The sequence below is a fragment of the Streptomyces albus subsp. albus genome, assembly GCF_000719865.1.
GTDB classification, from domain to species: Bacteria; Actinomycetota; Actinomycetes; order Streptomycetales; family Streptomycetaceae; genus Streptomyces; species Streptomyces albus_E.
Map to the genome: position 1 here is coordinate 535007 of NZ_JOID01000008.1, position 22238 is coordinate 557244.

Sequence of the window (22238 nt, forward strand, 5' to 3'; positions counted from 1 at the left end):
ACACCGTGACGCGGCACCGCGCACGGCGCACACGGCGCGGGGCACGGGGCACGGGCACAACGGGGACGGACGCGCGGGGAGACAACGCGAGGGAACGGCTGACAACGCACCGCGAGGGGGACCGGTCGTGAGTGGTCGGAGCTGGCAGAGCGCGCAGAGTGGCCAGGGCGATCAGAGCTGCCTGACGGCGAACGAATGGATCTGCGGGGAGTATCTCCGCAGCCGCGCCCAGGAGTTGCTGGACGCCACGGCGCAGCATGTGCTGATCGCGGCTTTGTCGGTCGTGCTCGGTCTGCTGGCCGCGTTACCGCTGGCGCTGCTGGTCCGCCGGTGGCGCGGGCTGGCCGGCCCGGTGCTGGGGCTCACGACCGTCCTCTACACCGTTCCGTCGCTCGCCCTGTTCGCCCTGCTCATGCCGGTGTTCGGGCTGTCGGCGTCGGTGGTGGTGACAGGGCTCGCCCTGTACTCGCTGACGGTGCTGGTGCGGAACATTTTGGCCGGCCTCGACGCCGTCCCCGCCGGCACCCGCGAGGCGGCGCGCGGGATGGGATACGGTCCGGCGCGGCTGCTGTTCGAGGTGGAGTTACCGCTCGCGCTGCCCGCGCTGATGGCGGGACTGCGGATCGCGGCGGTCTCCGCCGTGTCGCTGACGACGGTCGGGGCGATCGTAGGCCACGGAGGCCTGGGCAATCTGCTGTACGCGGGCCTGGACAGCTTCTTCAGGGCGCAGGTGCTGACCGCCTCGGTGATCTGTGTGGTGCTCGCCGTACTGGCGGACGTGCTGCTGCTCGGGGCGCAGCGGCTGCTGACGCCGTGGACGCGGCACATACGGTCCGCCGGGGCGTCGGCGCGGCGGCGCGGTGCCGTGCTGTCCTCCGCCGCCGACACGGCTCCGGCGTCCGATCCTCCGGCCGCCTCGGCCGCCTCGGCCTCCTCCGCCGCCCCAGCCGACCGGAAGGCGGGCTGAGCGCGTGGGTGTACTGGCGGAGGCCTGGGCCTGGCTGACCACCCCGGCGCACTGGGCGGGTGAGGCGGGCGCCGGGCGGCGGCTCACCGAGCATCTGTGGCTGACGGCGGTGAGCCTCGGGCTCGCCGCCGCCGTCGCGCTGCCCGTGGCGCTGTATCTGGGACACCGGGGGCGGGGCGGCGCGCTCGCGGTCAACCTCTCCAACGCGGGGCGCGCGGTGCCGACGTTCGCGGTGCTGGTGCTGCTCACGCTCACGCCGCTGGGGCGCCACGGCGACCTGCCGACGGTCCTCGCGCTGGTGCTGTTCGCGGTGCCGCCGCTGCTGACCAACGCCTACGTCGGAATGCGCGAGGCGGACGGGGACGTCGTGGAGGCCGCGCGCGGGATGGGGATGTCCGGCGGCCAGCTGTTCGCCCGGGTGGAACTGCCCCTGGCCTTCGCACTGATCATGACCGGGGTGCGCTCGGCGGCGATCCAGGTCGTCGCCACGGCCACCCTCGCCGGGCTGGTGGGCGGCGGCGGGCTGGGACGGATCATCACGGCCGGGTTCAACACCTACAGCACCCCGCAAGTGGTGGCCGGGGCGCTGCTGGTCGCCGCGCTGGCGCTGGCCGTCGAGGCGGTGTTCGCACTCGCGCAGTGGCTGCTCGACCCGCTCCGGCACAGAGGCTCCGCGCCCCGGTTCCCCTCACCCCGTTCCGCATCCCGTAACGCATCCACGAAGCACCCCCGTCCGAACCGAAAGGTGTCCCGATGAGCAGAATCGCGCGCTCCGCCCGCTTCCCCCGCGTCCTCTCCGCGGCCGCCGGCCTCGCCGTCCTGGCGGCGGGGCTGACCGGCTGCGGAGGCGCGAGCCTGGAGGAGAAGGGCGGCGGCGGCACCGGCGGCTCCGGCTCCGGCAAGGGCTCGCTGGTGATCGGCTCAGCCGGTTTCACGGAGTCCGCGCTCATGGCCGAGCTGTACGCGGCGCTGCTGGCGGACGCCGGTTACGACACCACGGTCAAGACCCTCAAGAACCGGGAGCTGTACGAACCGGCGCTGGAGAAGGGCGAGATCGATGTCGTGCCGGAATACGCGGCCACGCTCGCCGAATTCCTCAACGCCAAGGAGAACGGCCCGAAAGCCGAGCCCGTCGCCTCCAGCGATGTCGGCGAGACCGTCGCCGCGCTGAAGAAGCTCGCCGGTCCGCGCGGTCTGAAGGTACTCCGTGCGGGTGAAGCCGTGGACCAGAACGCCTTCGCCGTCACGAAGGAATTCGCGCAAGAGAACGATCTTGAAACGCTCTCGGATCTGGGCGATTCCGGGAAGCCCGTCCGGCTCGCCGCGGGCGACGAGTGCGACATCCGCCCCTTCTGCCGGCCCGGCCTGGAGAAGACGTACGGCATCGACATCACCGCCGTGGACCCCAAGGGCGTCGGCACCCCGCAGGCCAAGCAGGCGGTCAAGGACGGCACCGACCAGATGGTGCTGACCACCACCACCGACGCCACGCTGGAGGAATTCGGGCTGGTCCTGCTCGCCGACGACAAGGGACTGCAGAACGCCGACAATGTGCTCCCCGTGGTGAACGCGGAGGACGCCGGCGGCAAGGACATCGAGACCGCGCTCGGCCGGCTCACCGACACCCTCTCCACCGATGATCTCGTCGAACTCAATCGCCGCGTCGACGCGGACCGGGAGAAGCCCGCGGATGTGGCGGCCGACTACCTCAAGTCCAAAGGGCTGCTTGACACGTAACCGGCGGAAAACAGATTGCCGCCGCGGTCCCCATCTACGTCAGGCGCACGGTAAGTTTCTGGCCATGCCACGTGGACGCCACCGCCATTCGCCACCCCTGCACCGGCTTCTGCCCCCGTCGACCGTCATCGGTGTCTCGGCCGCCTGTGCCGTCGGCGCCCTGCTCACCGACGATCCGGTGGCGCTCCGGTTGCTGGTCGTGGCCGCGGCGGCCGCCGCCGTCACCGGCGCGGTGCTCATGCGCGCCTGGGACCGGGCCGCCGGCAAGCAGGTCGCCGACCTCCACCGGGCCCGCACGCGCGACGAGTGGCGCGCCGAGGAGCGGATCGCCGAACTCGAGTCGGACGTCGAGGAGTTCCGCGAGCTCCGCGCGGAGCTGGAGGCCAAGCTGCGCGCCAAGCGCACCGAGCTGGCCCGGCTCCGCAACGAGCACGCCGGGCTGCTGCGCCGCTACGCCACCGCCGAGACCGAACGGGCCAGTGCCCTGGAGGGGCGCCGGCTGCTCGCCATCGAGGCCGGACCGGCCAGGCCCGCCCTCGGAGGGGACGGCGCCCCGTCCCCGGCGGCCTACCTCCGGGCCTCCGAGGCGCTGCGGCGGCTGGCCCGCAACGGCGCCCGCCAGCAGGCCGAGCGCACGGTCCTGGCGGCCCGCAGGCGGGAGGCCGAGCAGGCCGGCCGGGGTGAGGCGGACGAGCCCCGGGGGAAGCACGCGGCGGCCGCCGGGAACGACGGCGGTGACCGTACGGCCGCCGCCCCCAGCACCCCCGCGCCGCGGGAACAGCACGCGATGCCGGCCGCCGCGGCCGTGGTGCCGTACGAGCCGCGGCGCGGCAGCGCACCGCGCACCGAGGGCGGTTTCGACTTCTTCGGCACGCAGTCGGAGCGGGCGGCACGGCAGCGCCCGGAGCTGACGGCCGTCGCCCCCGAGGAGGACCTGGCCGATGTGGTCGGCGCCGAGGCGTTCGCCGAGCACGAGGCGCGGCAGGCGGGCCGGGGCGAGCCGGCGGCGCGGGACGAGCAGCCCGCGCAGGCCGGGGGATCCGGGCAGTCCGGGCAGTCCGGGAAGCCCGGACGACCGCAGCCGCTCTCCCGGAAGCAGCAGGACGGCCGGACCGCCGCACGCCCGGAGGCCGAGGAGCCGGAGCACACGCAGAACCGGAACGAGGTCATCGACCTCACCGAGCACGACGAGACGGAACAGCTCGACCTGCAGGAGCTGCGCGCCCACTCCTCCTGAGCGGCCGCACGGCGCCCCGCGCCGGAGCCCCGCCGGGGCCGCCGGAGGCACACGCACCCGCCCCACGCACACACCACACAGGCATCACCGCCGCCCCGGCGCTTCCACCGGGGCGGCGGTGCCGTTGTGACAGCAGGGTCGGGCACGGCCGCCGTCCCGCCCGGCGGGCGCGGCTACTTGTCGACGTCGCCGACGACGAAGAACAGCGACCCCAGGATCGCCACCATGTCCGCGACGAGCGTCCCCGGCAGCAGCTCGGCCAGCGCCTGGATGTTGTTGAACGAGGCCGAGCGCAGCTTCAGCCGGTACGGCGTCTTCTCGCCCTTGGAAACCAGGTAGTAGCCGTTCAGCCCGAGCGGGTTCTCCGTCCAGGCGTAGGTGTGGCCCTCCGGGGCCTTCAGCACCTTCGGCAGCCGCAGGTTGACGGGCCCGGGCGGCAGCGCGGTGAGCCGGTCCAGACAGGCGTCGGCCAGGTCCAGCGCGACATGGGTCTGCTCCAGCAGGCATTCGAAGCGGGCCAGGCAGTCGCCCTCGTCCCGGGTGACCACCTTAAGGACGTCGCCCAGCTCGCCGTAGGCCAGATACGGCTCGTCGCGGCGCAGGTCGAAGTCCACCCCGGAGGCGCGGGCGATGGGCCCGCTGATCCCGTAGGCGTGCACCGCCTCGGGCGACAGCACGCCCACGCCGCGGGTGCGGCCGCGGAAGATCTCGTTTCCGAGCACCAGGTCGTCGTAGTCGCTCATCCGGGACCGCACGGAGGCCACGGCCTCCCGGACCCGGCCCGTCCAGCCCGCCGGCAGGTCCTCCTTGAGCCCGCCGACCCGGTTGAACATGTAGTGCATCCGGCCGCCGGAGATCTCCTCCATGACCGCCTGCAGGTCCTCGCGCTCCCGGAAGGCGTAGAACACCGGGGTGATCCCGCCGAGTTCGAGCGGGTACGAGCCGAGGAACATCAGATGGTTCAGCACCCGGTTCAGCTCGGCCAGCAGCGTCCGCGTCCACACGGCCCGCTCGGGCACCTCCATGCCGAGCATGCGCTCGACGGCGAGCACCACGCCCAGTTCGTTCGAGAACGCCGAGAGCCAGTCGTGCCGGTTGGCGAGCACGATGATCTGGCGGTAGTCGCGCGCCTCGAACAGTTTCTCCGCGCCCCGGTGCATATACCCGACGACCGGCTCGGCGGAGAGGATGCGTTCCCCGTCCAGCACGATGCGCAGGCGCAGCACTCCGTGCGTGGACGGATGCTGCGGGCCGATGTTGAGCACCATGTCCGTGCTCTCCGCCGCGCCGCCGATCCCGACTGTCGTCTCCGTCATGGGAACAGTCTGGCAGTTGCGGCGTCCGCCTAGGCTGGGGGCATGGACACGGGGACGGGCACGGGCCGGGGAACGGACGCGGACGCGGCCGGGAGCGGCGGCACCGGTGACGCGCGCGAGGCGGCCGGCACGGCGGACGACGGCACGGGGGCCGGTATCGACGCCGACTGGACGGGTCTGCCGCGCGGACTGCTGCGGCTGCGCCGCTTCGTCCTCGCGGCGACGGTGCCGGTGCTGAGCGCCGGGCTCGGCGCGCTGCTGTGGTTCACCGCCGGGCCCGTCTGGGCCCTCTTCGCCGTACCGCCGGTGCTGCTCGGCGGCTGGGGCTGGTGGCTGCTCGAACGGAACTGGCGTTCCTGGCGCTACGCCGAGCGGGCGGACGACCTGCTGATCAGCCGGGGCGTGCTGTGGCGTGAGCTGACCGTGGTGCCGTACGGGCGGATGCAGCTCGTGGAGGTCACCTCCGGGCCCCTGGAACGGCACTTCGGCCTGGCGAGCGTGCAGCTGCACACCGCCGCGGCCGCCACCGACGCCCGTATCCCCGGTCTGCTGCCGTCGGAGGCCGCGCGGCTGCGCGACCGGCTCACCGAACTCGGCCAGGCCCGATCGGCGGGCCTGTGACCGCCACCGGCGCGGGCCCGGGCCCCGACTCCGCACCGGGCCCCGGGTCCGCACCGAGCTCCGGGTCCGGACGGTCCACCGGTCCCGGACCGGAGCGGGACGGCAGCGGGACGCCCCCCGGCGGCACCGCTCCCGGTGAGCGCCGGCTCCACCCCGTCACCCCGCTGCGCCGGGCCTGGGCACCGATCGCCATCGCCGTCGGATGGGTCGTCCACGATCTCGACCAGGCGCAGAAGTGGATCAGCGCGCTGACCCTGACCCATGCCCTCCTCGGCCTGCTGGTCGTCGTCCCGGCCGCCGCCTCCTACGGCTTCCTCAGCTGGTGGTTCACCCACTTCGCGGTCACCGACACCGAACTGCGCATCCGTACCGGCCTGTTGTTCCGCCGCACCGCGCACATCCGGCTCGACCGGCTGCAGGCCGTGGACGTCACGCAGCCGCTGCTCGCCCGCGTCATCGGCGTCGCCAAGCTCAAGCTGGACGTCATCGGCACCGACGCCAAGGACGAACTGGCGTTCCTGGGCAACAAGGAGGCCCGGGAGCTGCGCGCCGAGCTGCTGGCCCGCGCGGCGGGTATCGCCCCGGAGTCCGCGCGGGACGTCGGCGAGGCGCCCGCCCGGCAACTGGCGCGCGTGCACCCCCGGACCCTCGCGGTGGCGATCCTGCTGCTCGCCGGGGTCTGGGCGGGCCTCGCCGCCGCGGCCGGCGTCACGGCGGTGATCTGGGCGTTCAGCGGCAGCCCCTGGCCGGCCCTGGCGGCGGCCATCCCCTCCATGGGCGCGTTCTGGGCGGCGAGCGCGGGCCGGTACATCACCGAGTACGACTGGACGGTGGGCGAGTCCCCCGACGGGCTCCGGCTCGACCACGGACTGCTGGACCGGGCCCACGAGACGGTGCCGCCGGGGCGCGTGCAGACCGTACGGATCGTCGAACCGCTGCTGTGGCGGCGGCGCGGCTGGGTCCGGGTCGAACTCGACGTCGCCGGTTCGAAGAACACCGTGCTGCTGCCCGTGGCGGACCGGGACACCGCGGCGATGGTGATCGCGCGCGTGCTACCGGGAGTGGACGTCCCGGCGGTGGCCGGCGCGCTGCGCCCGGTGCCGCGCCGGGCGCGCTGGTGCGTACCGCTGTGGTGGCGGGGTTACGGATTCACGGCCGGGGGACCAGTGTTCGCGGCCCGGCAGGGGTTGGTGAGCCGCACGCTGTCGCTCGTACCGCACGCGAAGGTGCAGAGCGTACGGCTGCGCCAGGGGCCGTGGACGCGGGCGCGCGGGCTGGCCGACGTGATCGTCGACACCGGCGCCAACAAGTCGGTGGCGGCCCGGCTCCGCGACGCCGCCGAGGCACGGGCCGTCATCCGCGCCCAGGCCGACCGCTCACGCACGGGCCGCCGCGAGGCCCTGCCGGACCGCTGGATGACGGGACGCTGACGGACCCCGGCGCGGCGCGCCGGGCCCGGGGTCGCCCCGTGCCCGGTCCGGGGCTGTTCCGCGCCTGGACGCGGGCGTTTTGGGCGTTCGGCGCAGGGAATGTTCCGCGCTCGGCCCGGGGCTCGGCGCCGGGCCCCGAGGGCTCCGCGCCCGGCTGAGGGGTTGCTCCGCGCCCGGCTGGAGGGTTGCTCCGCGCCCGGCCCCGGGGCTGCCCCGCACCCGGCCCCGGGGCTGCCCCGCACCCCGTTTCGGGGGCTGCCCCGGGCCCGATTCCGGGGGGTGACCCGGGCCCTGCCCAAAAGGTGTTCCCTCCTCGGCCCGCGGGTCGCCCCGTGAGTCCCTGACTCCGGTGACGGCCGAGGAACTCCCGGGGGCCGGGGCGGTTCCGCCCTCGGCCGCGGGGCGTTGGGTGCTCGGCCCGGGGGTCGTTCCGTGCTCGCCCCGGGCCGCCGCACCCGGCCCCGGAGGGTTGCTCCGCACCCGGGCTCCGGAGCTGCCCCGCGCTTGGCTCCGGGGGTACTCCGCCCCGGCCCGGCGCCGTCACGTCCGGAACCGGCCGGGCCGTCCCGGGGGCGCGCTTCCTGCCTCGTCCGCCGCCCCGCCGGCCGTCAGCTCCGCCGGCAGCGCGATGCCGATGGGCTGCAACAGCCAGCCGAACGACCCCAGGCCGGACCGGTCGGTGAGCTCCGCCGCCTCGCCGGCCCGGCTCAACGCCCGGACGTACGCGGCCGGATCCCGCGATGCGAGGGCGAGCGGCGGCCTGGCCCCGCTGAGGCCGAGCGCCCGCAGCGCCTCCCGCTGGGTCAGCAGCACGGGATCGTTGGACGCCGCCCCCGAGCCCCGCGCGGAGTCCCGGCCCGAGCCCCGCGCGGAGTGCGGTCCCGAGTCTCCTGCGGAATGCGGCCCCGGACCTCGTGCGGAGTTCCGACCGGAGGTTTCCGCGGGCCTCTGCGCGGAGTCCTGCCCCGAGGCCGGTGCGGTGTTCTGTCCGGAGCCCCGCCCGTCCTCGGGCCCCGGCTCCAGCCCGCTCTCCGGTACGGCAGGCCGCGCGCCCCTCTCCGCGGCCGCCCTCCGCCCCGCCTCCGCACAGGCGTCCAGAGCGACATGGGCCGTGATGTCACAGGAACCGTCCGGCACGGGCGGCACCTCGCGGCCGTTCCGGAAGCCCGTGAGCGTGCCCAGCGGCGGCCGTGACGCCCGCGTGTGGGCGTAGTCGGCGGCCACCGCCAGCCCGCCGTCCAGCGCGCGCACGGCCCGGGCCCAGGCGGTGTCCCTCGGGTGACCGATCTCCGCGCGCGAGCCCGGTACGGGGTCCGGCGGCCACCACCGGCGCAGCCACTCCGCGTCGTGTCCGCCGACCGGCTCGCCGGGTTCCTCCCGCCCGTCCCGGCCGACGAGGACCAGCCGCGCGGTTCCCCGGGCGTCCGTCTCGGCCACATCGACCGGGACGTTGTCCAGCCACTCGTTGGCGAACAGCAGGCCCCGCAGACCCTCGCCGGGGGAGGGGAGTTCCCGCCGCCAGACGATCCGCGGGTCGAGCCCGCCGGGGCGCGCGGCGCGCTCCACGGCGTACGGACGCAGCCGCGCGCCCAGGGCCGGTGGAACGGCCGCGAGGACCCCGGTGAGCAGTTCGCCCCGCCCCGCGCCGACGTCCACCAGCGCCAGCTCCGCGGGCCGCCCCAGCGCGCGGTCCACCCGCGCCAGCAGCTCCGCCACCGCGTCGGCGTAGAGCCGCGAGGCATGGACGGAGGTGCGGAAGTGGCTCGCGGGCCGCTCGCGCAGGTAGAAGCCGCCGCCCGGTTCGTAGAGCGCCCGCTCGGCGGCCTGCCGCCACCCCTGCGGGCTCTGCGGGCTCTGTGAGCTCTCCGGGCTTCCTGGGCTCTGCGGACGCTGCGGGCTGTGCTGCTCCCGCTGCTCCCGCCGCTCCCGCAGTGCGCGGGCATCCCGGCGCCCCGCCCCGCGGCCCGCGCCCTCCGTGCCGTCCCCGCCCGCGCGCCGCCCCCCGCCCCCGCCACCGTCGCGGATGTCGTCGCCGATACCGTCACCGCCGCTGCCCTGGTCGTGCATGCCCTCGCTCGTCACCCGGCCACGGTATGCGGGCTCGCGGGACGCCGGTGATGGGTGATGTGTCCACCTTGGGGAGTAGGCCCGGGAACCGAGGATCGGCCGTCCGGTTGACCCCTACACCTACCGGCCGTCCCTACGCTGGGTTACGTGCAGCGTCTCTACGACTTCCTCCGCAGGCACCCGACGGGTGTCGACACCTTCTGGGCCGCCATCCTGCTGATGCTCGGCGGGCTGTGGGTCGCGGAGGAGACGGCCGGCGATCCCGCACGGCGCTTCGCCGGGATCCTCGTCATCGCCGCGCTGTGCACGGTGGTCGCCCTGCGCCGCCGGGCGCCGGAGCTGATGCTGCTGATCGCCACCGGAGCGGGCGTGGTGCAGCTCCTCACCGACATCCGGCAGAACCCGGCCGACTTCGGCATGCTCGTGATCGTCTACACCGTCGCCGCCAACGGGGCGCGCTGGGCTTCCCGGTTCGCTCTCGCCGCGGGGCTCGCGGCACCGGCGGTCTACAACCTCCGCTGGCCCCCGCAGGGGCCCGAGGGCCCGTTCGTGATCGTCGTCATCTTCATGACCGTCCCGTTCGCCCTCGCCTGGGTGCTCGGCGACTCGGTCCGCACCCGCCGCGCCTACTACGCCCAGCTGGAGGAGCGCGCCGCCCGGCTCGAGAAGGAGCGCGAGGCGCAGGCCAAGATGGCCGTGGCCGCCGAACGCTCCCGGATCGCACGGGAGTTGCACGACGTGGTGGCACACAATGTGTCGGTGATGGTCGTCCAGGCGGACGGCGCGGCCTACGTCCTGGACACCAGCCCCGAGCAGGCCAAGCAGGCGCTGGAGACCATCTCCGGCACCGGGCGCCAGGCGCTCGCGGAGATGCGCCGGCTGCTGGGCGTGCTGCGCACGGGGGAGAGCGACGAGTGCGGGGAGTACGTGCCGCAGCCGGACGTGCGGCAGCTGGGCGATCTCATCGAACAGGTGCGGGGCGCCGGGCTGCCGGTCGACTTCCGGGTCGGCGGCAAGCCGCGCCCGCTGGCGAGCGGCGTCGAGCTCACCGCGTACCGGATCGTCCAGGAGGCGCTGACGAACACCCGCAAGCACGGCGGCCCGGACGTCGGGGCCTCCGTACGCCTCACCTACGGCGACAGCGAGCTCGAACTGCTGGTCGAGGACGACGGAAGGGGCGCGCAGCGGCAGGTGTACGAGAAGGGCGGCACGGACGGGCTCGGCCAGGGTCTGATCGGCATGCGGGAACGCGTCGGCATGGTCGGGGGCCGGCTGGACGCCGGGCCGAGACCGGGGGGCGGCTTCCGGATCAGCGCGGTGCTGCCGCTGAAACCGGCGGGCTGAGACCCGGTGTCATGCGGCGGGACGCCATGCGGCCGGAGGCCGGCTTCCGGTTGCCGGGGCCCGCGTGGCCGGCCTCGCCCGGGCCGCCGCTCCGCCGCCGTCCCCGGTCGCCGTCCGCCCTGGCGTCACCGTTCGCCCGGTACTGCCCGCAGGTGCCGCTCGCCCGTATCCCCACCCGCACCCCTCGCCCCGGACACCGCTCCAGCAGGACCCACCCCTCCGAAAGGGAACACATGTCCATCCGCGTGATGCTCGTCGACGACCAGGTGCTGCTGCGCACCGGCTTCCGCATGGTGCTGGCGGCACAGCCCGACATGGAGGTCGTCGCCGAGGCCGGTGACGGAGCCGAGGCCCTGGAGGTGCTCGGCCCGGCCGCTCCGGACGTCGTCCTGATGGACGTCCGGATGCCCCGGCTGGACGGTGTCGAGGCAACCCGGCGGATCTGCGCCCGGGAGAACGCGCCCAAGGTGCTGATCCTGACGACCTTCGACCTCGACGAGTACGCCTTCTCCGCGCTCAAGGCCGGCGCGAGCGGCTTCATGCTCAAGGACGTGCCGCCGGCCGAACTGCTGTCCGCCATCCGGGCCGTTCACAGCGGGGACGCGGTCGTCGCCCCGAGCACCACCCGCCGGCTTCTCGACCGCTTCACGCCCCTGCTGCCGGGCCCCGCCGACGTCCCCGCCAAGGGCCGCATCGGGAGGCTCACCGAACGCGAGCGCGAGGTGATGCTGCTGGTGGCGCAGGGCAAGTCGAACGGCGAGATCGCCGCCCGGCTGGTGCTCTCGGAGGCCACCGTCAAGACCCATGTGGGTCGCATCCTGACCAAGCTGGAGCTGCGGGACCGGGTGCAGGTCGTCGTCCTGGCCTACGAGACCGGCCTGGTCCGCGCGGGCGGCATGCCGTAGCGCACGGGGGGGCGCCGCGCCCCCGGGCCGGGAAGCGCGGTCGGCGCCGCGGGGAAGCGCGACCCTCGCCACCGGGGCGGGGGCGGGGGGCGGACACAGGCCGGTGCACCCCGCCCGGCCTCGGGCATCCCCGGCCCCGGACGGAGCCCCACGGGCCGGCCGGCCGCCGCGGGCACGGCGGGCCTTGCGCGCGGGGTGGGCGGCGCCCCGGTCCCGCGGCCGGCGGAGCCGGCCCGGACCGTTGACGCCCGGGCCCGGCCCCTTCACGCCCGTTGACGCCCGGGCCCGCTCCGCTCGCGCCCCGGGCCCGGCCCGTTCAAGCCCGTTCGAGCCCGTTCACGGCCGGGAAGTCGACTGCTCCGCGCGCTCCAGGAAGCCCAGGAACTCCGCGACAGCCTCGGTGACGTCCCGCGCCGTCCACTCCAGCCCCGGCCCCGCGACCGTCACCTCGGTCATCGCGAAGCCCGGGACGCGCTGCTCCTCCCACCAGGCCCGGAACAGCAGCGTCCCCGTCTCCTCGGCCTGCCGGGTCCCCGCCTCCGTCAGCGCGTCCGCCGGGTACGGCAGCCACACCTGGAACTCGTGCGTGTGCGGCGGCTCCGGATGAACCCGGAACCACGGCACCCCCGCGGCCGCCAGCCCGTCGCGCAGCGCGCCCGCGACGACCCCGGCGTGCGCGACGTACGACGGCAGCCTCGGCAGTTCCCGGTCCAGCCCGGCCAGCGCGCCGAGCGCCGTCGGCCACTGCTGGTAGAGCTGCCCGCCGTACCGGTGCCGCCAGGCCTTCGCCTCCGCGACGAGCGCCTCCGGACCGGCCAGCGCGGCCCCGGAGAGCCCGCCGAGCGACTTGTAGAACGACACGTACACGCTGTCCGCGAGCGCCGCGATCTCCGGGAGCTCCCGGCCCAGATGGGCGGCGCACTCCCAGATCCGCGCGCCGTCGAAGTGCACCACCGCGTCCTGTTCCCGCGCGGCCCCGGTGACGGCCTCCAGCTCCTCCCAGGACGGCAGGACGAACCCCGCCTCCCGGAGCGGCAGTTCGAGCATCAGCGTGCCGAACGGCTCGTCCAGCGCGCGCACCTCGTCGGCCGTGGGCAGCCGGGGCTCCTGCGTCGGGTGAACCGTCCGCAGACCGGCCAGCACCGCCAGGGCGTCCCGCTCGTGCCGCACCGGGTGCGCCAGCGGGTGCAGGGCCACGGCCGCGTTCCCCGTCCGGCCGGCCCAGCAGCGCAGGGCGACCTGCTGGGCCATCGTCCCGGTCGGGAAGAACGCGGCGGCCTCCGTGCCCAGCAGTCCGGCGACCCGGCGCTCCAGGGCCTCCACGACCCCGTCGCCGTAGACGTCGGTCCGCTCGGTCAGGTCGTACGCCGCGGACGCCTCCGCGGCCAGCCGCGCCAGCCGGCCGCCGATGGTCTCCGCCGGCGCGACCTCCGCCAGCCTCCGGCGGGCCCCGCCCCAGGCGGCCAGCCGGCGGGCCCGCCCCTCATCGCTCGTGTCGTACGCCATGCGCCGATGATGTCGCACCGGCCTTCCGTACGCCCTTGCCGCGCGGGCCGCGCCCCGCTCCCGCCGGAGACGGGCCGTGCCGGCTGTCCTGCGTGCGGTTGCCCGCCTCCGGAGCGGCAGGCCGTGGACGACGGCGGCAACTCGGGGTGACGAAGACGAGGGCGGATCCCGGACGGAGCGCGGAGCACGCGCCGTGCGGTCGCCCGCTCCCGGGGCCCCTCCCGGAGGATGCCGCGCCGGACGGCCGCGCCGAGCGCCCCGGCGGTCCCGCCCTCGCCCGGCGGGCCCGCGTGTCACCGGCGGAAGCGGCTGTCGCCGGGCCGGCGGCGAAACGGGCCACGGCGGCAGGCCGCTCGCCCCGGCCGCGGCCGCTCGGGCGCTCCGGTTCGGCGAGGGGCGGCGGGCGGCCCGGACCGAGCGCGGCCCGGACAGGACGGAGCAGGGCGGGACGGAAGGGGAAGGACCGGAGCGGGCAGAGGTGGGGCGGCGCCCGGCCGGGACGGGGCGGCTGCCCCCGCGCACAGTGCGGAAAGGCGGCGGGCCGTCCTCGCGTAAGCTGGCCGGGACACGTCCGGTACCGCCCCTGGCCCTCCCGAACCGGGCCAGCGGACTGGAACGGAAGGCCGTTATTCCGTGAACACACCCCCTCCCCCCGAGGCCAAGGACCGCCCCGCCAGGCTCGCCGTCGGGGTCGTCGGCGCGGGCCGCGTCGGCCCCGCCCTCGCCGCCGCGCTGCGGCTCGCCGGGCACCGTCCGGTCGCCGTCTCGGGCGTCTCCGACGCCTCGGTGCGCCGCGCGGCGGCCATGCTGCCCGAGGTGCCCCTGGTATCGCCGGCGCAGGTCCTGGCCCGTTCGGAGCTCGTCCTGCTGACCGTTCCCGACGACGCCCTGCCCCGGCTCGTCCAGGGGCTGGCGGAGACCGGCGCCGTCCGTCCCGGGCAGCTCCTGGTGCACACCTCCGGCCGCTACGGCACCGCCGTGCTGGACCCGGCCCGGAGCGCCGGGGCCCTGCCGCTGGCGCTCCACCCCGCGATGACGTTCACCGGCACCGCCGTCGACGTCCAGCGGCTGGCCGGCTGCTCCTTCGGCGTGACCGCGCCGGAGGAACTGCGGCTCGCCGCCGAGGCCCTCGTCATCGAGATGGGCGGCGAGCCCGAGTGGATCGAGGAGCCGGCCCGCCCGCTCTACCACGCGGCGCTGGCGCTCGGCGCCAACCACCTCGTCACGCTGGTGGCCCAGTCGCTCGAATTGCTGCGCGCCGCCGGGGTGAGCGCCCCCGACCGCATGCTGGGGCCGCTCCTGGGCGCCGCCCTGGACAACGCCCTGCGCTCCGGTGACGCGGCCCTCACCGGCCCGGTCGCGCGGGGGGACGCCGGCACCGTGGCCGCCCACGTCGCCGAGCTGCGCGAGCACGCGCCGCAGACCGTCGCCGGCTATCTCGCCATGGCACGCGCCACGGCGGACCGCGCCATGGCGTCCGGCCTGCTGAAACCGGAGCTGGCGGAAGACCTGCTGGGCGTGCTCGCGGACGGAGGCACCCGATGACGGACGACCGGAACACGCCGACGAGCCCGGCCGGCGCCCCGGACACCGGCGTTGACCGCACGGCCGACCGCACGGCCGACCGCACGGCCGCCGACCGGGACGCGGCCACCACGGCCACCGCCGACGGGCCCGCGCCCGCACTCATCCGCACAGCGGCCGGGCTGCGCTCCCTGCCGCGGCGCGGCGAGCGCGCGGTCGTGATGACTATGGGAGCCCTCCACGCGGGGCACGCCGCCCTGATCCGCACCGCCCGCGACCGGGTCGGCCCGGACGGCCAGGTCGTGGTGACCGTGTTCGTCAATCCCCTCCAGTTCGGTGCCGGTGAGGACCTCGACCGCTATCCGCGCACCCTCGACGCCGATCTCGTCATCGCCGCACGGGAGGGCGCCGACGCCGTCTTCGCGCCGTCCGCCGACGAGGTCTACCCGGGCGGGGAACCGCAGGTCCGGATCTCCGCGGGGCCGATGGGCGAACGGCTGGAGGGCGCCAGCCGCCCCGGGCACTTCGACGGCATGCTGACCGTCGTCGCCAAGCTGCTCCATCTGACGGCCCCCGACCTCGCCCTCTACGGGGAGAAGGACGCCCAGCAGCTCGCGCTGATCCAGCGCATGGCGCGCGACCTGAACTTCCCCGTGCGGATCGCCGGTGTCCCGACCGTCCGCGAGCCCGACGGGCTGGCCCTGTCCAGCCGCAACCGCTATCTCTCCGGGCCCGAGCGGGCCACGGCCTTGGCGCTGTCCCGCGCCCTGACGGCGGGACGGGGAGCGGGGCTGTCCGCGGCGGCCGGTACTGCGTCGTCCGACGCGGCGCCCGCCCCGCCGGCCGGGGACCGGGGACCGTCGGCGACGTCCAGTGGGCCGAAGCCGGGACCGGTCGCCGATCCGGTCGCCGATCCGGAGGCCGTACGGGCCGCCGCCCGCGCCGTGCTCGACGAGGCGGCGGGGCACCAACCGCCGCTGGTCACGGACTACTTGGCTCTCGTCGACCCGTCCGACTTCACCGAGGTCCCGGCGGACCACCGGGGTGAGGCCGTGCTGGCCGTGGCGGCCCGGGTGGGCACCACCCGTCTGATCGACAACATCCGCCTGCAGTTCGGAGCCACCCGATGAGCCTGTCCGGCACGACGAGTCCCTCGCGCACGCCGCACCGGCGCCCGGACCGGCGGCCCGCCGCCCACCGCCCGTCCGGAGCCGCCCTGTGAGCACGCCGGACCACGAGCAGCGGGCCCAGGAGCCGCACGAGCCCCACCGGGCCCACCACGTCCAGCGGCCCCACCACCCGCACCAGATGCACCAGTCCGACCGCACCGCCCCGGCCGACCGGCCCGCCCTCCCCACCGAGCCCTCCGCCCCCGAGGCCCTCGCGCTGACCGCCCCGGCCCCCGGCTGGGCCATCGACGCGGACGTCGTCGTGGTCGGCTCCGGCGTCGCCGGGCTGACCGCGGCCCTCCGCTGCGCGGCGGCCGGCCGGAAGACCGTCGTCGTCACCAAGGCGCGGCTCGACGCGGGCTCCACCCGTTGGGCCCAGGGCGGCATCGCGGCCGCCCTGGGCGACGGCGACACCCCGGAGCAGCATCTGGACGACACCTTGGTCGCGGGCGCCGGACTGTGCGACGAGACGGCCGTGCGCGCCCTCGTCACCGAGGGCCCCGACGCCGTACGCCGGCTGATCGGCAGCGGCGCCCGGTTCGACACCGACGCCGGCACCGGCGAGATACTGCTGACCCGCGAGGGCGGCCACCACCGGCGCCGGATCGCCCACGCCGGCGGCGACGCGACCGGCGCGGAGATCTCCCGGGCGCTGGTCGAGGCGGTCCGCGAGGCGGGTGTCGAGACGGTCGAGAACGCCCTCGTGCTCGATCTGATGAAGGACGCCGAGGGCCGCGCCGCGGGCGTCACCCTGCACGTCATGGGCGAGGGGCAGCGGGACGGCGTGGGCGCCGTGCGCGCCCCCGCCGTGGTGCTCGCCACCGGCGGCATGGGCCAGGTGTTCTCCGCGACCACCAACCCGGCCGTGTCGACCGGCGACGGGGTGGCGCTGGCGCTCCGGGCCGGCGCCGAGGTGTCCGACCTGGAGTTCGTCCAATTCCATCCGACCGTGCTGTTCCTCGGCCCCGCCGCGGAGGGACAGCAGCCCCTGGTGTCGGAGGCGGTCCGCGGCGAGGGCGCGTATCTGGTGGACGCCGATGGTGTGCGCTTCATGCGGGGGCAGCACGAACTGGCCGAGCTGGCGCCCCGCGACATCGTCGCCAAGGGCATCATGCGCCGCATGCGCGAGACCGGCGCCCACCACATGTACCTCGACGCCCGCCACTTCGGCGCCGAGATGTGGGAGCACCGCTTCCCGACGATCCTGGCCGCCTGCCGGGCGCACGGCATCGACCCGGTGACGGAGCCGATCCCGGTCTCCCCGGCCGCGCACTACGCCAGTGGCGGGGTGCGGACCGATCTGCGCGGCCGGACGACCGTTCCCGGCCTCTACGCCTGCGGCGAGGTCGCGTGCACCGGCGTGCACGGCGCGAACCGGCTCGCGTCCAACTCCCTCCTGGAGGGCCTGGTCTTCGCCGAACGCATCGCCGCCGACATCGCCGCGACCGCCCCCGCGGAGACCGGCACCGGCACCGCCCCCGGCGGCCCGGCGGCCGTCCCCGACGCGGCCCCCGGCGGCGCGCTCCTCGTCCCCGAGGCCCGTTACGAGATCCAGCGCATCATGACGGCCGGCGCCGGAGTCCTCCGCAGCGCCGCGAGCCTCGCCGCCGCCGCCGACGGCCTGGAGCGGCTGCACGCCACGGCCGCCGCCGAACTGCGTGTGGACGGCAAGACCGCCGAGCCGTGCGTGGAGAGCTGGGAGGCCACGAATCTGCTGCTGGTCTCGCGGGTCCTGATCGCGGTCGCCCGCGAGCGCGAGGAGACCCGCGGCTGCCACTGGCGCGAGGACCGCCCCGACCGCGACGACGAGCGCTGGCGCCGGCACCTCGTCGCCCGCCTCGGGCCCGGCGCCGAACTGGCGATCACCTCCACGGACACGGCAGACTTCCCGCCCGTACGCCCCGGCGCGAGCGCCGGAGCCGGACCCGGCGCGGAATCCCCCGGAGCCTCCCGCAGCCCCGCCTGCCGGGCCGACGCCGCCCCGGCCGTCCGGCACGATCCACCCCGAAGGGACAACTCGTGAACACCCCTGACCGTCCGCAGCCCGTGGACCTTCCGCTGCTCCAGATCGGCGGCCCCTCCGCCGGGGCGGACGGCGGCGGGTGCGGCGACTCCTGCGGCTGCGGCGACGGCGGCGAGGGCTACGACCTGGACCCCCTGGAGTGCGGCCTCGATCCCGCGCTGGCCGAACTGCTGGCCCTCGGCGGGCTCGACCCCGTCCAGGTGGAGGATCTGGCCCACGTCGCCATCGAGGAGGACCTCGACCACGGCGTGGACGTGACGACGGTCGCGACGATCCCCGAGGACGCCGTCGCCACCGGCGACTTCACCGCCCGCCAGGCGGGCACCGTCGCCGGCCTGCGCGTCGCCGAGGCGATCCTGTCGGTCGTCTGCACCGACGAGTTCGAGGTCGAACGGCATGTGATGGACGGCGACCGGGTCGAGCCCGGCCAGAAGCTGCTGACCGTGCGCACCCGCACCCGCGATCTGCTCACCGGTGAGCGCAGCGCGCTCAACCTCCTCTGCCGGCTCTCCGGTATCGCGACCGCCACCCGCGCCTGGGCCGACGCCCTGGAGGGCACCGGCGCCGCCGTCCGCGACACCCGCAAGACCACCCCGGGGCTGCGCTTCCTGGAGAAGTACGCGGTCCGCTGCGGCGGCGGCCTCAACCACCGCATGTCGCTGTCGGACGCGGCGCTCATCAAGGACAACCACGTGATCGCGGCCGGGGGTGTCGCGGCGGCCTTCAAGGCCGTGCGGAGCGAGTTCCCCGACGTGCCCGTGGAGGTCGAGGTGGACCGGCTGGACCAGATTGAGCCGGTGCTCGCCGAGGGCGCCGACCTCATCCTGCTGGACAACTTCAGCGTCGAGGAGACCCGCGAGGCCGTCGCCCTCGTCGCGGGCCGGGCCCGGCTGGAGTCCTCCGGCCGCCTCGGCCTCGACAACGCCCGCGCCTACGCCGCGACCGGGGTCGACTACCTCGCCGTCGGGGCGCTCACCCACTCCTCCCCGATCCTGGACATCGGTCTCGACCTGCGCGACGAGCCGCAGGCCGGTTCCGGTGCCGGGGCGGGCGCCGCCGACGACCGCGCGGAGGCGTGAGAGACGATGCTGCTCACCATCGACGTCGGCAACACCCACACCGTCCTCGGCCTGTTCGACGGCGAGGACATCGTCGAACACTGGCGGATCTCCACGGACGCCCGCCGCACCGCCGACGAGCTCGCCGTGCTCCTGCAGGGCCTGATGGGCATGCACCCGCTGCTCGGCGACGAGCTCGGCGACGGCATCGAGGGCATCGCGATCTGCTCCACCGTCCCCTCCGTGCTGCACGAGCTGCGCGAGGTGACCCGCCGCTACTACGGCGACGTGCCCGCCGTGCTCGTCGAACCCGGCGTCAAGACCGGCGTCCCCATCCTCATGGACAACCCGAAGGAGGTCGGCGCCGACCGGATCATCAACGCCCTGGCGGCCGTCGAGCTCTACGGCGGCCCGTGCGTGGTCGTCGACTTCGGCACCGCCACCACCTTCGACGCGGTGTCGGTGCGAGGCGAGTACGTGGGCGGGGTGATCGCCCCGGGTATCGAGATCTCCGTGGACGCCCTCGGGGTGCGCGGCGCCCAGCTCCGCAAGATCGAGCTGGCCCGGCCGCGCAGCGTCATCGGCAAGAACACCGTCGAGGCCATGCAGTCCGGCATCCTCTACGGCTTCGCGGGCCAGGTCGACGGCGTCGTGAGCCGGATGGCCGCCGAACTGGCGGACGACCCGGACGACGTCACCGTGATCGCGACCGGCGGCCTCGCCCCCATGGTGCTCGGCGAGTCGGCCGTGATCGACGAGCACGAGCCCTGGCTGACCCTGATCGGCCTCCGCCTCGTCTACGAACGCAACGTCTCCCGCACCTGAGAGAACCGGCCCGGCCGGGGAACCGGCCCGCCCCGGACCGCGGGCGCGGGCGCCGGCGCGGACAGCCCAGGGGCACGCCCGGAGGCGGCACACGCGGCGAATAATGTCCGTTTAGTGGTAAAAAACTGCTTATGCCCATGCCTCTAGACTCCCGCGGCGCCCTGGCGTTCAGCGCCGACGAAGTGTCCGTCCTGCGCCGGGCTCTGGCCCTCGCCCTGCGGCCCGGCCCGGCCCCCGTCCGCCCCGGCCCCGAGCGGGCCGGGGTCCACCGGGAACTGGAGCGCCTCGCCGGGGACATGGCCGAGGCGGTGCGCGAGAGCGCCAGGCTGCGCGCCTTCCTCCACTCCGACCTGGCGCGCTACCGGGCCGCTCTCCCGGGGGCGTCCACCGGCTATCTGGACCGTCTCCGGGAGGCCGCCGACGCCGGCCGGCCGCTCGGGGAGGAGGATCTCACCGCGCTGCGCTCGCTCTGCGCCGACCCGGCGGTGAGCCCCGCCGACGCCGCTCGCGCCCGCGCGCGGCTGGCGTCCGCGAGCCGCCGCGGGACCGGGGTGCGCACCGCCCGCCCCGCCGCCGCGAACGGGCCCGCCCCGCACCAGCGGCCCGGCACCTCGCACCGCCGGCCGGACGGCACCCGGCCCGCGCCCGCGCCCGTGCTCGTGCCGGACCCCGCCCGGCGGGCCGCCCGGCGCCTCCTCGCCGTACCGGCCCCCACCGCCCTCGCCAGCTCCTGCGTCCCCATCGCCCCGTCCGCCCCCTCCGCCCTCCCCTGCCGCCGCGCGGCGACGGCCGCCGAACCGGCCGAGCGGCCCCGCCCGCGGCGGGAGACCGGCCCCGACGGGAAGCCCCCGGCCGGCCGGCCGGAGCCGGAGCGTCCCGCCGGGCCCGAGTCCGAGCCCCCGGCCCGCCCGGTGCCCACCCCCGCGGAGGTCTTCCCGCCGCGCCGGCGCCCGGCCCCCGCGCCGCCCCAGCCGCCGGAGGAGGGCCGTACGGCCGGCTGAGGGTGCCGGAGGCCCGGCGGCCCGCGCGGCTCGTTACCCTGGTCGGTATGGAATACGTTGCCGCGCTTCTGCCCTCCACGGTCATGGCCGTGGCCTTCATCGCGCTGATCGTGACGATCGTGAAGAGCCAGGGCGGAGCCAACAAGGCCAAGGAGGACGCCGCCGTCGACGCGGCGCTGTCCCGCGCCGAGGCCGCCCGCCCCGGCACGCCGCCGGAGGGCGGCGCCGCCCGCTGACGGCTCCGCGGGCCGTAGTGACCGGCCGCGCCGGCCGCACCGGCCGAAAAGGCGCGGCCCGGGAACCAGCGTGTCCCGGGGCCGCGCCCTTTTTCTTGTCCGAATAGCCGGAATTCGCAGTATTTGACGCTAGGGTTTCCGGATGCCTCGACCCTTGGGTGAGCTGGAAGACGCCGTGATGACGCGGGTGTGGCGATGGAACCGCCCGGTCACCGTCCGGGAAGTCCTGGAGGACCTCCGCCGGGAACGCCCCATCGCCTACACGACGGTCATGACGGTATTGGACAACCTGCGCCGGAAGGGCTGGGTCCGCAGAGAAGCGGAAGGCCGGGCCTATCGATATACGGCCGTCTCCACCCGGGCCGCCTACTCCGCCGCACTCATGAACGAGGCGTGGGCCACCAGCGACAACCGTGCCGCTGCCCTTGTCGCCTTCTTCGGGATGATGTCGGAGGAAGAGCGGGAAGACCTCCGTGACGCCATCCGCGTGGTACGGCTGGACCGTCCCGATGAGGGGCCCGAGGCCCCGGAGCGATAGCGTCCGTGCATGTCCCCAGTATCAAATGAGGTCACTGTCCGGCGGGCGAGGACGGGCGATGTCCCGGCGATCCGCGGTCTCATCGACGGCTACGTCCGCGCCGGTATCCTGCTCGACAAAGCGACGGTGACGCTTTACGAGGACATCCAGGAGTTCTGGGTGGCCGAACGCGCGGGGGACGCCCGGGTCATCGGCTGCGGCGCACTCCATGTCATGTGGGAAGACCTCGCGGAGGTCCGCACCCTGGCCGTGGATCCGGCCGCGAAGGGCTCCGGGGTCGGCCACCGGGTCCTCGAGGAATTGGTACAGACCGCTCGCCGCCTCGGGGTTCGCCGTATTTTCTGCCTTACCTTCGAAGTCGACTTCTTCACCCGGCACGGCTTCACGGAGATCGGCGACACCCCGGTCGACGGCGATGTCTACAGCGAGCTGCTCCGTTCCTATGACGAGGGCGTGGCCGAGTTCCTCGGGCTCGAACGGGTGAAGCCGAACACCTTGGGCAACAGCCGGATGCTTCTGCACCTGTGACCGCGCGGTTATTCGCGCGTCTTCGTTCCGTCGTCTTCGGCAGTCCTTCCCCCCGCGCCTTCCGTAGACGTTCCGTACGCGTTCCGCCGGCCCTTCGCCGGTCCTTCCCCCATGCCTTCCCCGGCGGAAGCCATACCCTATGTCCGAAACGCGCACCTTTCCCGCGCCGATGACGGACTGAACCGCACCCGGGGGTTTGTGTTTTT

The 22238-nt window shown here is 75.3% G+C and carries 20 protein-coding genes; 17 read left to right on the forward strand and 3 right to left on the reverse strand.

The features are described from left to right. Window positions 1–127 precede the first annotated feature (127 nt). The 4 genes from IF83_RS0111180 (at window position 128) to IF83_RS0111195 (ending at window position 3941) form a co-directional block, all read left to right on the forward strand. On the forward strand, window positions 128–967 hold the full coding sequence (locus IF83_RS0111180; protein ID WP_244176972.1) for an ABC transporter permease: 840 nt from the start codon (window positions 128–130) through the stop codon (window positions 965–967). A gap of 4 nt (window positions 968–971) precedes the next feature. Further along, window positions 972–1724: an ABC transporter permease gene (locus tag IF83_RS0111185; protein WP_051722649.1), complete on the forward strand. Its 753-nt coding sequence runs from the start codon at window positions 972–974 to the stop codon at window positions 1722–1724. Then, window positions 1721–2704, forward strand: coding sequence for an ABC transporter substrate-binding protein (locus IF83_RS0111190; protein WP_030543947.1), 984 nt, complete (start codon window positions 1721–1723; stop codon window positions 2702–2704). The genes IF83_RS0111185 and IF83_RS0111190 overlap by 4 nt, the downstream gene beginning before the upstream one ends. Before the next feature lie 64 nt (window positions 2705–2768). Next, window positions 2769–3941 (forward strand): coiled-coil domain-containing protein, encoded by a 1173-nt coding sequence (locus IF83_RS0111195; RefSeq protein ID WP_030543948.1) that lies wholly within the window; start codon window positions 2769–2771, stop codon window positions 3939–3941. 173 nt (window positions 3942–4114) lie between these two features. Here IF83_RS0111195 and IF83_RS0111200 read toward each other — a convergent pair whose 3' ends face one another. Continuing rightward, on the reverse strand, window positions 4115–5257 hold the full coding sequence (locus IF83_RS0111200; RefSeq protein ID WP_030543949.1) for an NADH-quinone oxidoreductase subunit D: 1143 nt from the start codon (window positions 5255–5257) through the stop codon (window positions 4115–4117). A gap of 42 nt (window positions 5258–5299) precedes the next feature. On the opposite strand from IF83_RS0111200, the gene IF83_RS0111205 reads away from it, so the two are divergent. Together IF83_RS0111205 and IF83_RS0111210 are read left to right on the forward strand one after the other, a co-directional pair. Then, the gene (locus IF83_RS0111205) at window positions 5300–5878 is read left to right on the forward strand and encodes a PH domain-containing protein (protein ID WP_078843363.1); all 579 of its coding nucleotides are present in this window, start codon (window positions 5300–5302) and stop codon (window positions 5876–5878) included. Next, window positions 5875–7308, forward strand: a complete 1434-nt coding sequence (locus tag IF83_RS0111210) for a PH domain-containing protein (RefSeq protein WP_078843364.1) — start codon at window positions 5875–5877, stop codon at window positions 7306–7308. Before IF83_RS0111205 ends, IF83_RS0111210 begins: the two co-directional genes overlap by 4 nt. A gap of 540 nt (window positions 7309–7848) precedes the next feature. Here the strand turns inward: IF83_RS0111210 and IF83_RS35635 are convergent. Next, window positions 7849–9240: an SAM-dependent methyltransferase gene (locus IF83_RS35635; RefSeq protein ID WP_463607023.1), complete on the reverse strand. Its 1392-nt coding sequence runs from the start codon at window positions 9238–9240 to the stop codon at window positions 7849–7851. 282 nt (window positions 9241–9522) lie between these two features. Between IF83_RS35635 and IF83_RS0111220 the strand changes: the two genes are divergently transcribed. Then, window positions 9523–10719: a sensor histidine kinase gene (locus tag IF83_RS0111220; protein ID WP_030543953.1), complete on the forward strand. Its 1197-nt coding sequence runs from the start codon at window positions 9523–9525 to the stop codon at window positions 10717–10719. Between the two features lie 233 nt (window positions 10720–10952). Further along, on the forward strand, window positions 10953–11624 hold the full coding sequence (locus tag IF83_RS0111225; protein ID WP_030543954.1) for a response regulator transcription factor: 672 nt from the start codon (window positions 10953–10955) through the stop codon (window positions 11622–11624). Window positions 11625–11960: 336 nt separating this feature from the next. On the opposite strand, the gene IF83_RS0111230 is transcribed toward IF83_RS0111225, so the two are convergent. Further along, complete coding sequence (locus tag IF83_RS0111230; RefSeq protein WP_030543955.1) at window positions 11961–13130, reverse strand: threonine aldolase family protein; 1170 nt, start codon at window positions 13128–13130, stop codon at window positions 11961–11963. A gap of 633 nt (window positions 13131–13763) precedes the next feature. On the opposite strand from IF83_RS0111230, the gene IF83_RS0111235 reads away from it, so the two are divergent. The 9 genes from IF83_RS0111235 to IF83_RS0111275 all read left to right on the forward strand — a co-directional run bounded on the left by IF83_RS0111235 (window position 13764) and on the right by IF83_RS0111275 (window position 22032). Then, window positions 13764–14675, forward strand: a complete 912-nt coding sequence (locus IF83_RS0111235; protein WP_030543956.1) for a Rossmann-like and DUF2520 domain-containing protein — start codon at window positions 13764–13766, stop codon at window positions 14673–14675. After that, window positions 14672–15784, forward strand: coding sequence for a pantoate--beta-alanine ligase (gene panC / locus IF83_RS0111240; protein WP_078843365.1), 1113 nt, complete (start codon window positions 14672–14674; stop codon window positions 15782–15784). The genes IF83_RS0111235 and panC overlap by 4 nt, the downstream gene beginning before the upstream one ends. Window positions 15785–15962: 178 nt before the next feature. Continuing rightward, window positions 15963–17846: an L-aspartate oxidase gene (locus IF83_RS0111245; protein ID WP_078843379.1), complete on the forward strand. Its 1884-nt coding sequence runs from the start codon at window positions 15963–15965 to the stop codon at window positions 17844–17846. Beyond that, complete coding sequence (gene nadC / locus IF83_RS0111250; protein WP_037679453.1) at window positions 17843–18925, forward strand: carboxylating nicotinate-nucleotide diphosphorylase; 1083 nt, start codon at window positions 17843–17845, stop codon at window positions 18923–18925. Before IF83_RS0111245 ends, nadC begins: the two co-directional genes overlap by 4 nt. Window positions 18926–18931: 6 nt before the next feature. Further along, window positions 18932–19729 carry a type III pantothenate kinase gene (locus tag IF83_RS0111255; protein WP_030543960.1) on the forward strand — a complete coding sequence of 266 codons (798 nt, stop codon included), beginning with the start codon at window positions 18932–18934 and terminating at the stop codon, window positions 19727–19729. Window positions 19730–19860: 131 nt separating this feature from the next. Then, window positions 19861–20730, forward strand: a complete 870-nt coding sequence (locus tag IF83_RS0111260) for a hypothetical protein (protein WP_030543961.1) — start codon at window positions 19861–19863, stop codon at window positions 20728–20730. Between the two features lie 47 nt (window positions 20731–20777). Beyond that, on the forward strand, window positions 20778–20966 hold the full coding sequence (locus IF83_RS0111265) for a hypothetical protein (RefSeq protein WP_030543962.1): 189 nt from the start codon (window positions 20778–20780) through the stop codon (window positions 20964–20966). Window positions 20967–21108: 142 nt separating this feature from the next. Next, entirely contained in the window at window positions 21109–21504 is a 396-nt protein-coding gene (locus IF83_RS0111270) for a BlaI/MecI/CopY family transcriptional regulator (protein WP_030543963.1), read from the forward strand. Between the two features lie 9 nt (window positions 21505–21513). Further along, entirely contained in the window at window positions 21514–22032 is a 519-nt protein-coding gene (locus IF83_RS0111275; RefSeq protein WP_030543964.1) for an amino-acid N-acetyltransferase, read from the forward strand. Window positions 22033–22238 lie beyond the last annotated feature (206 nt).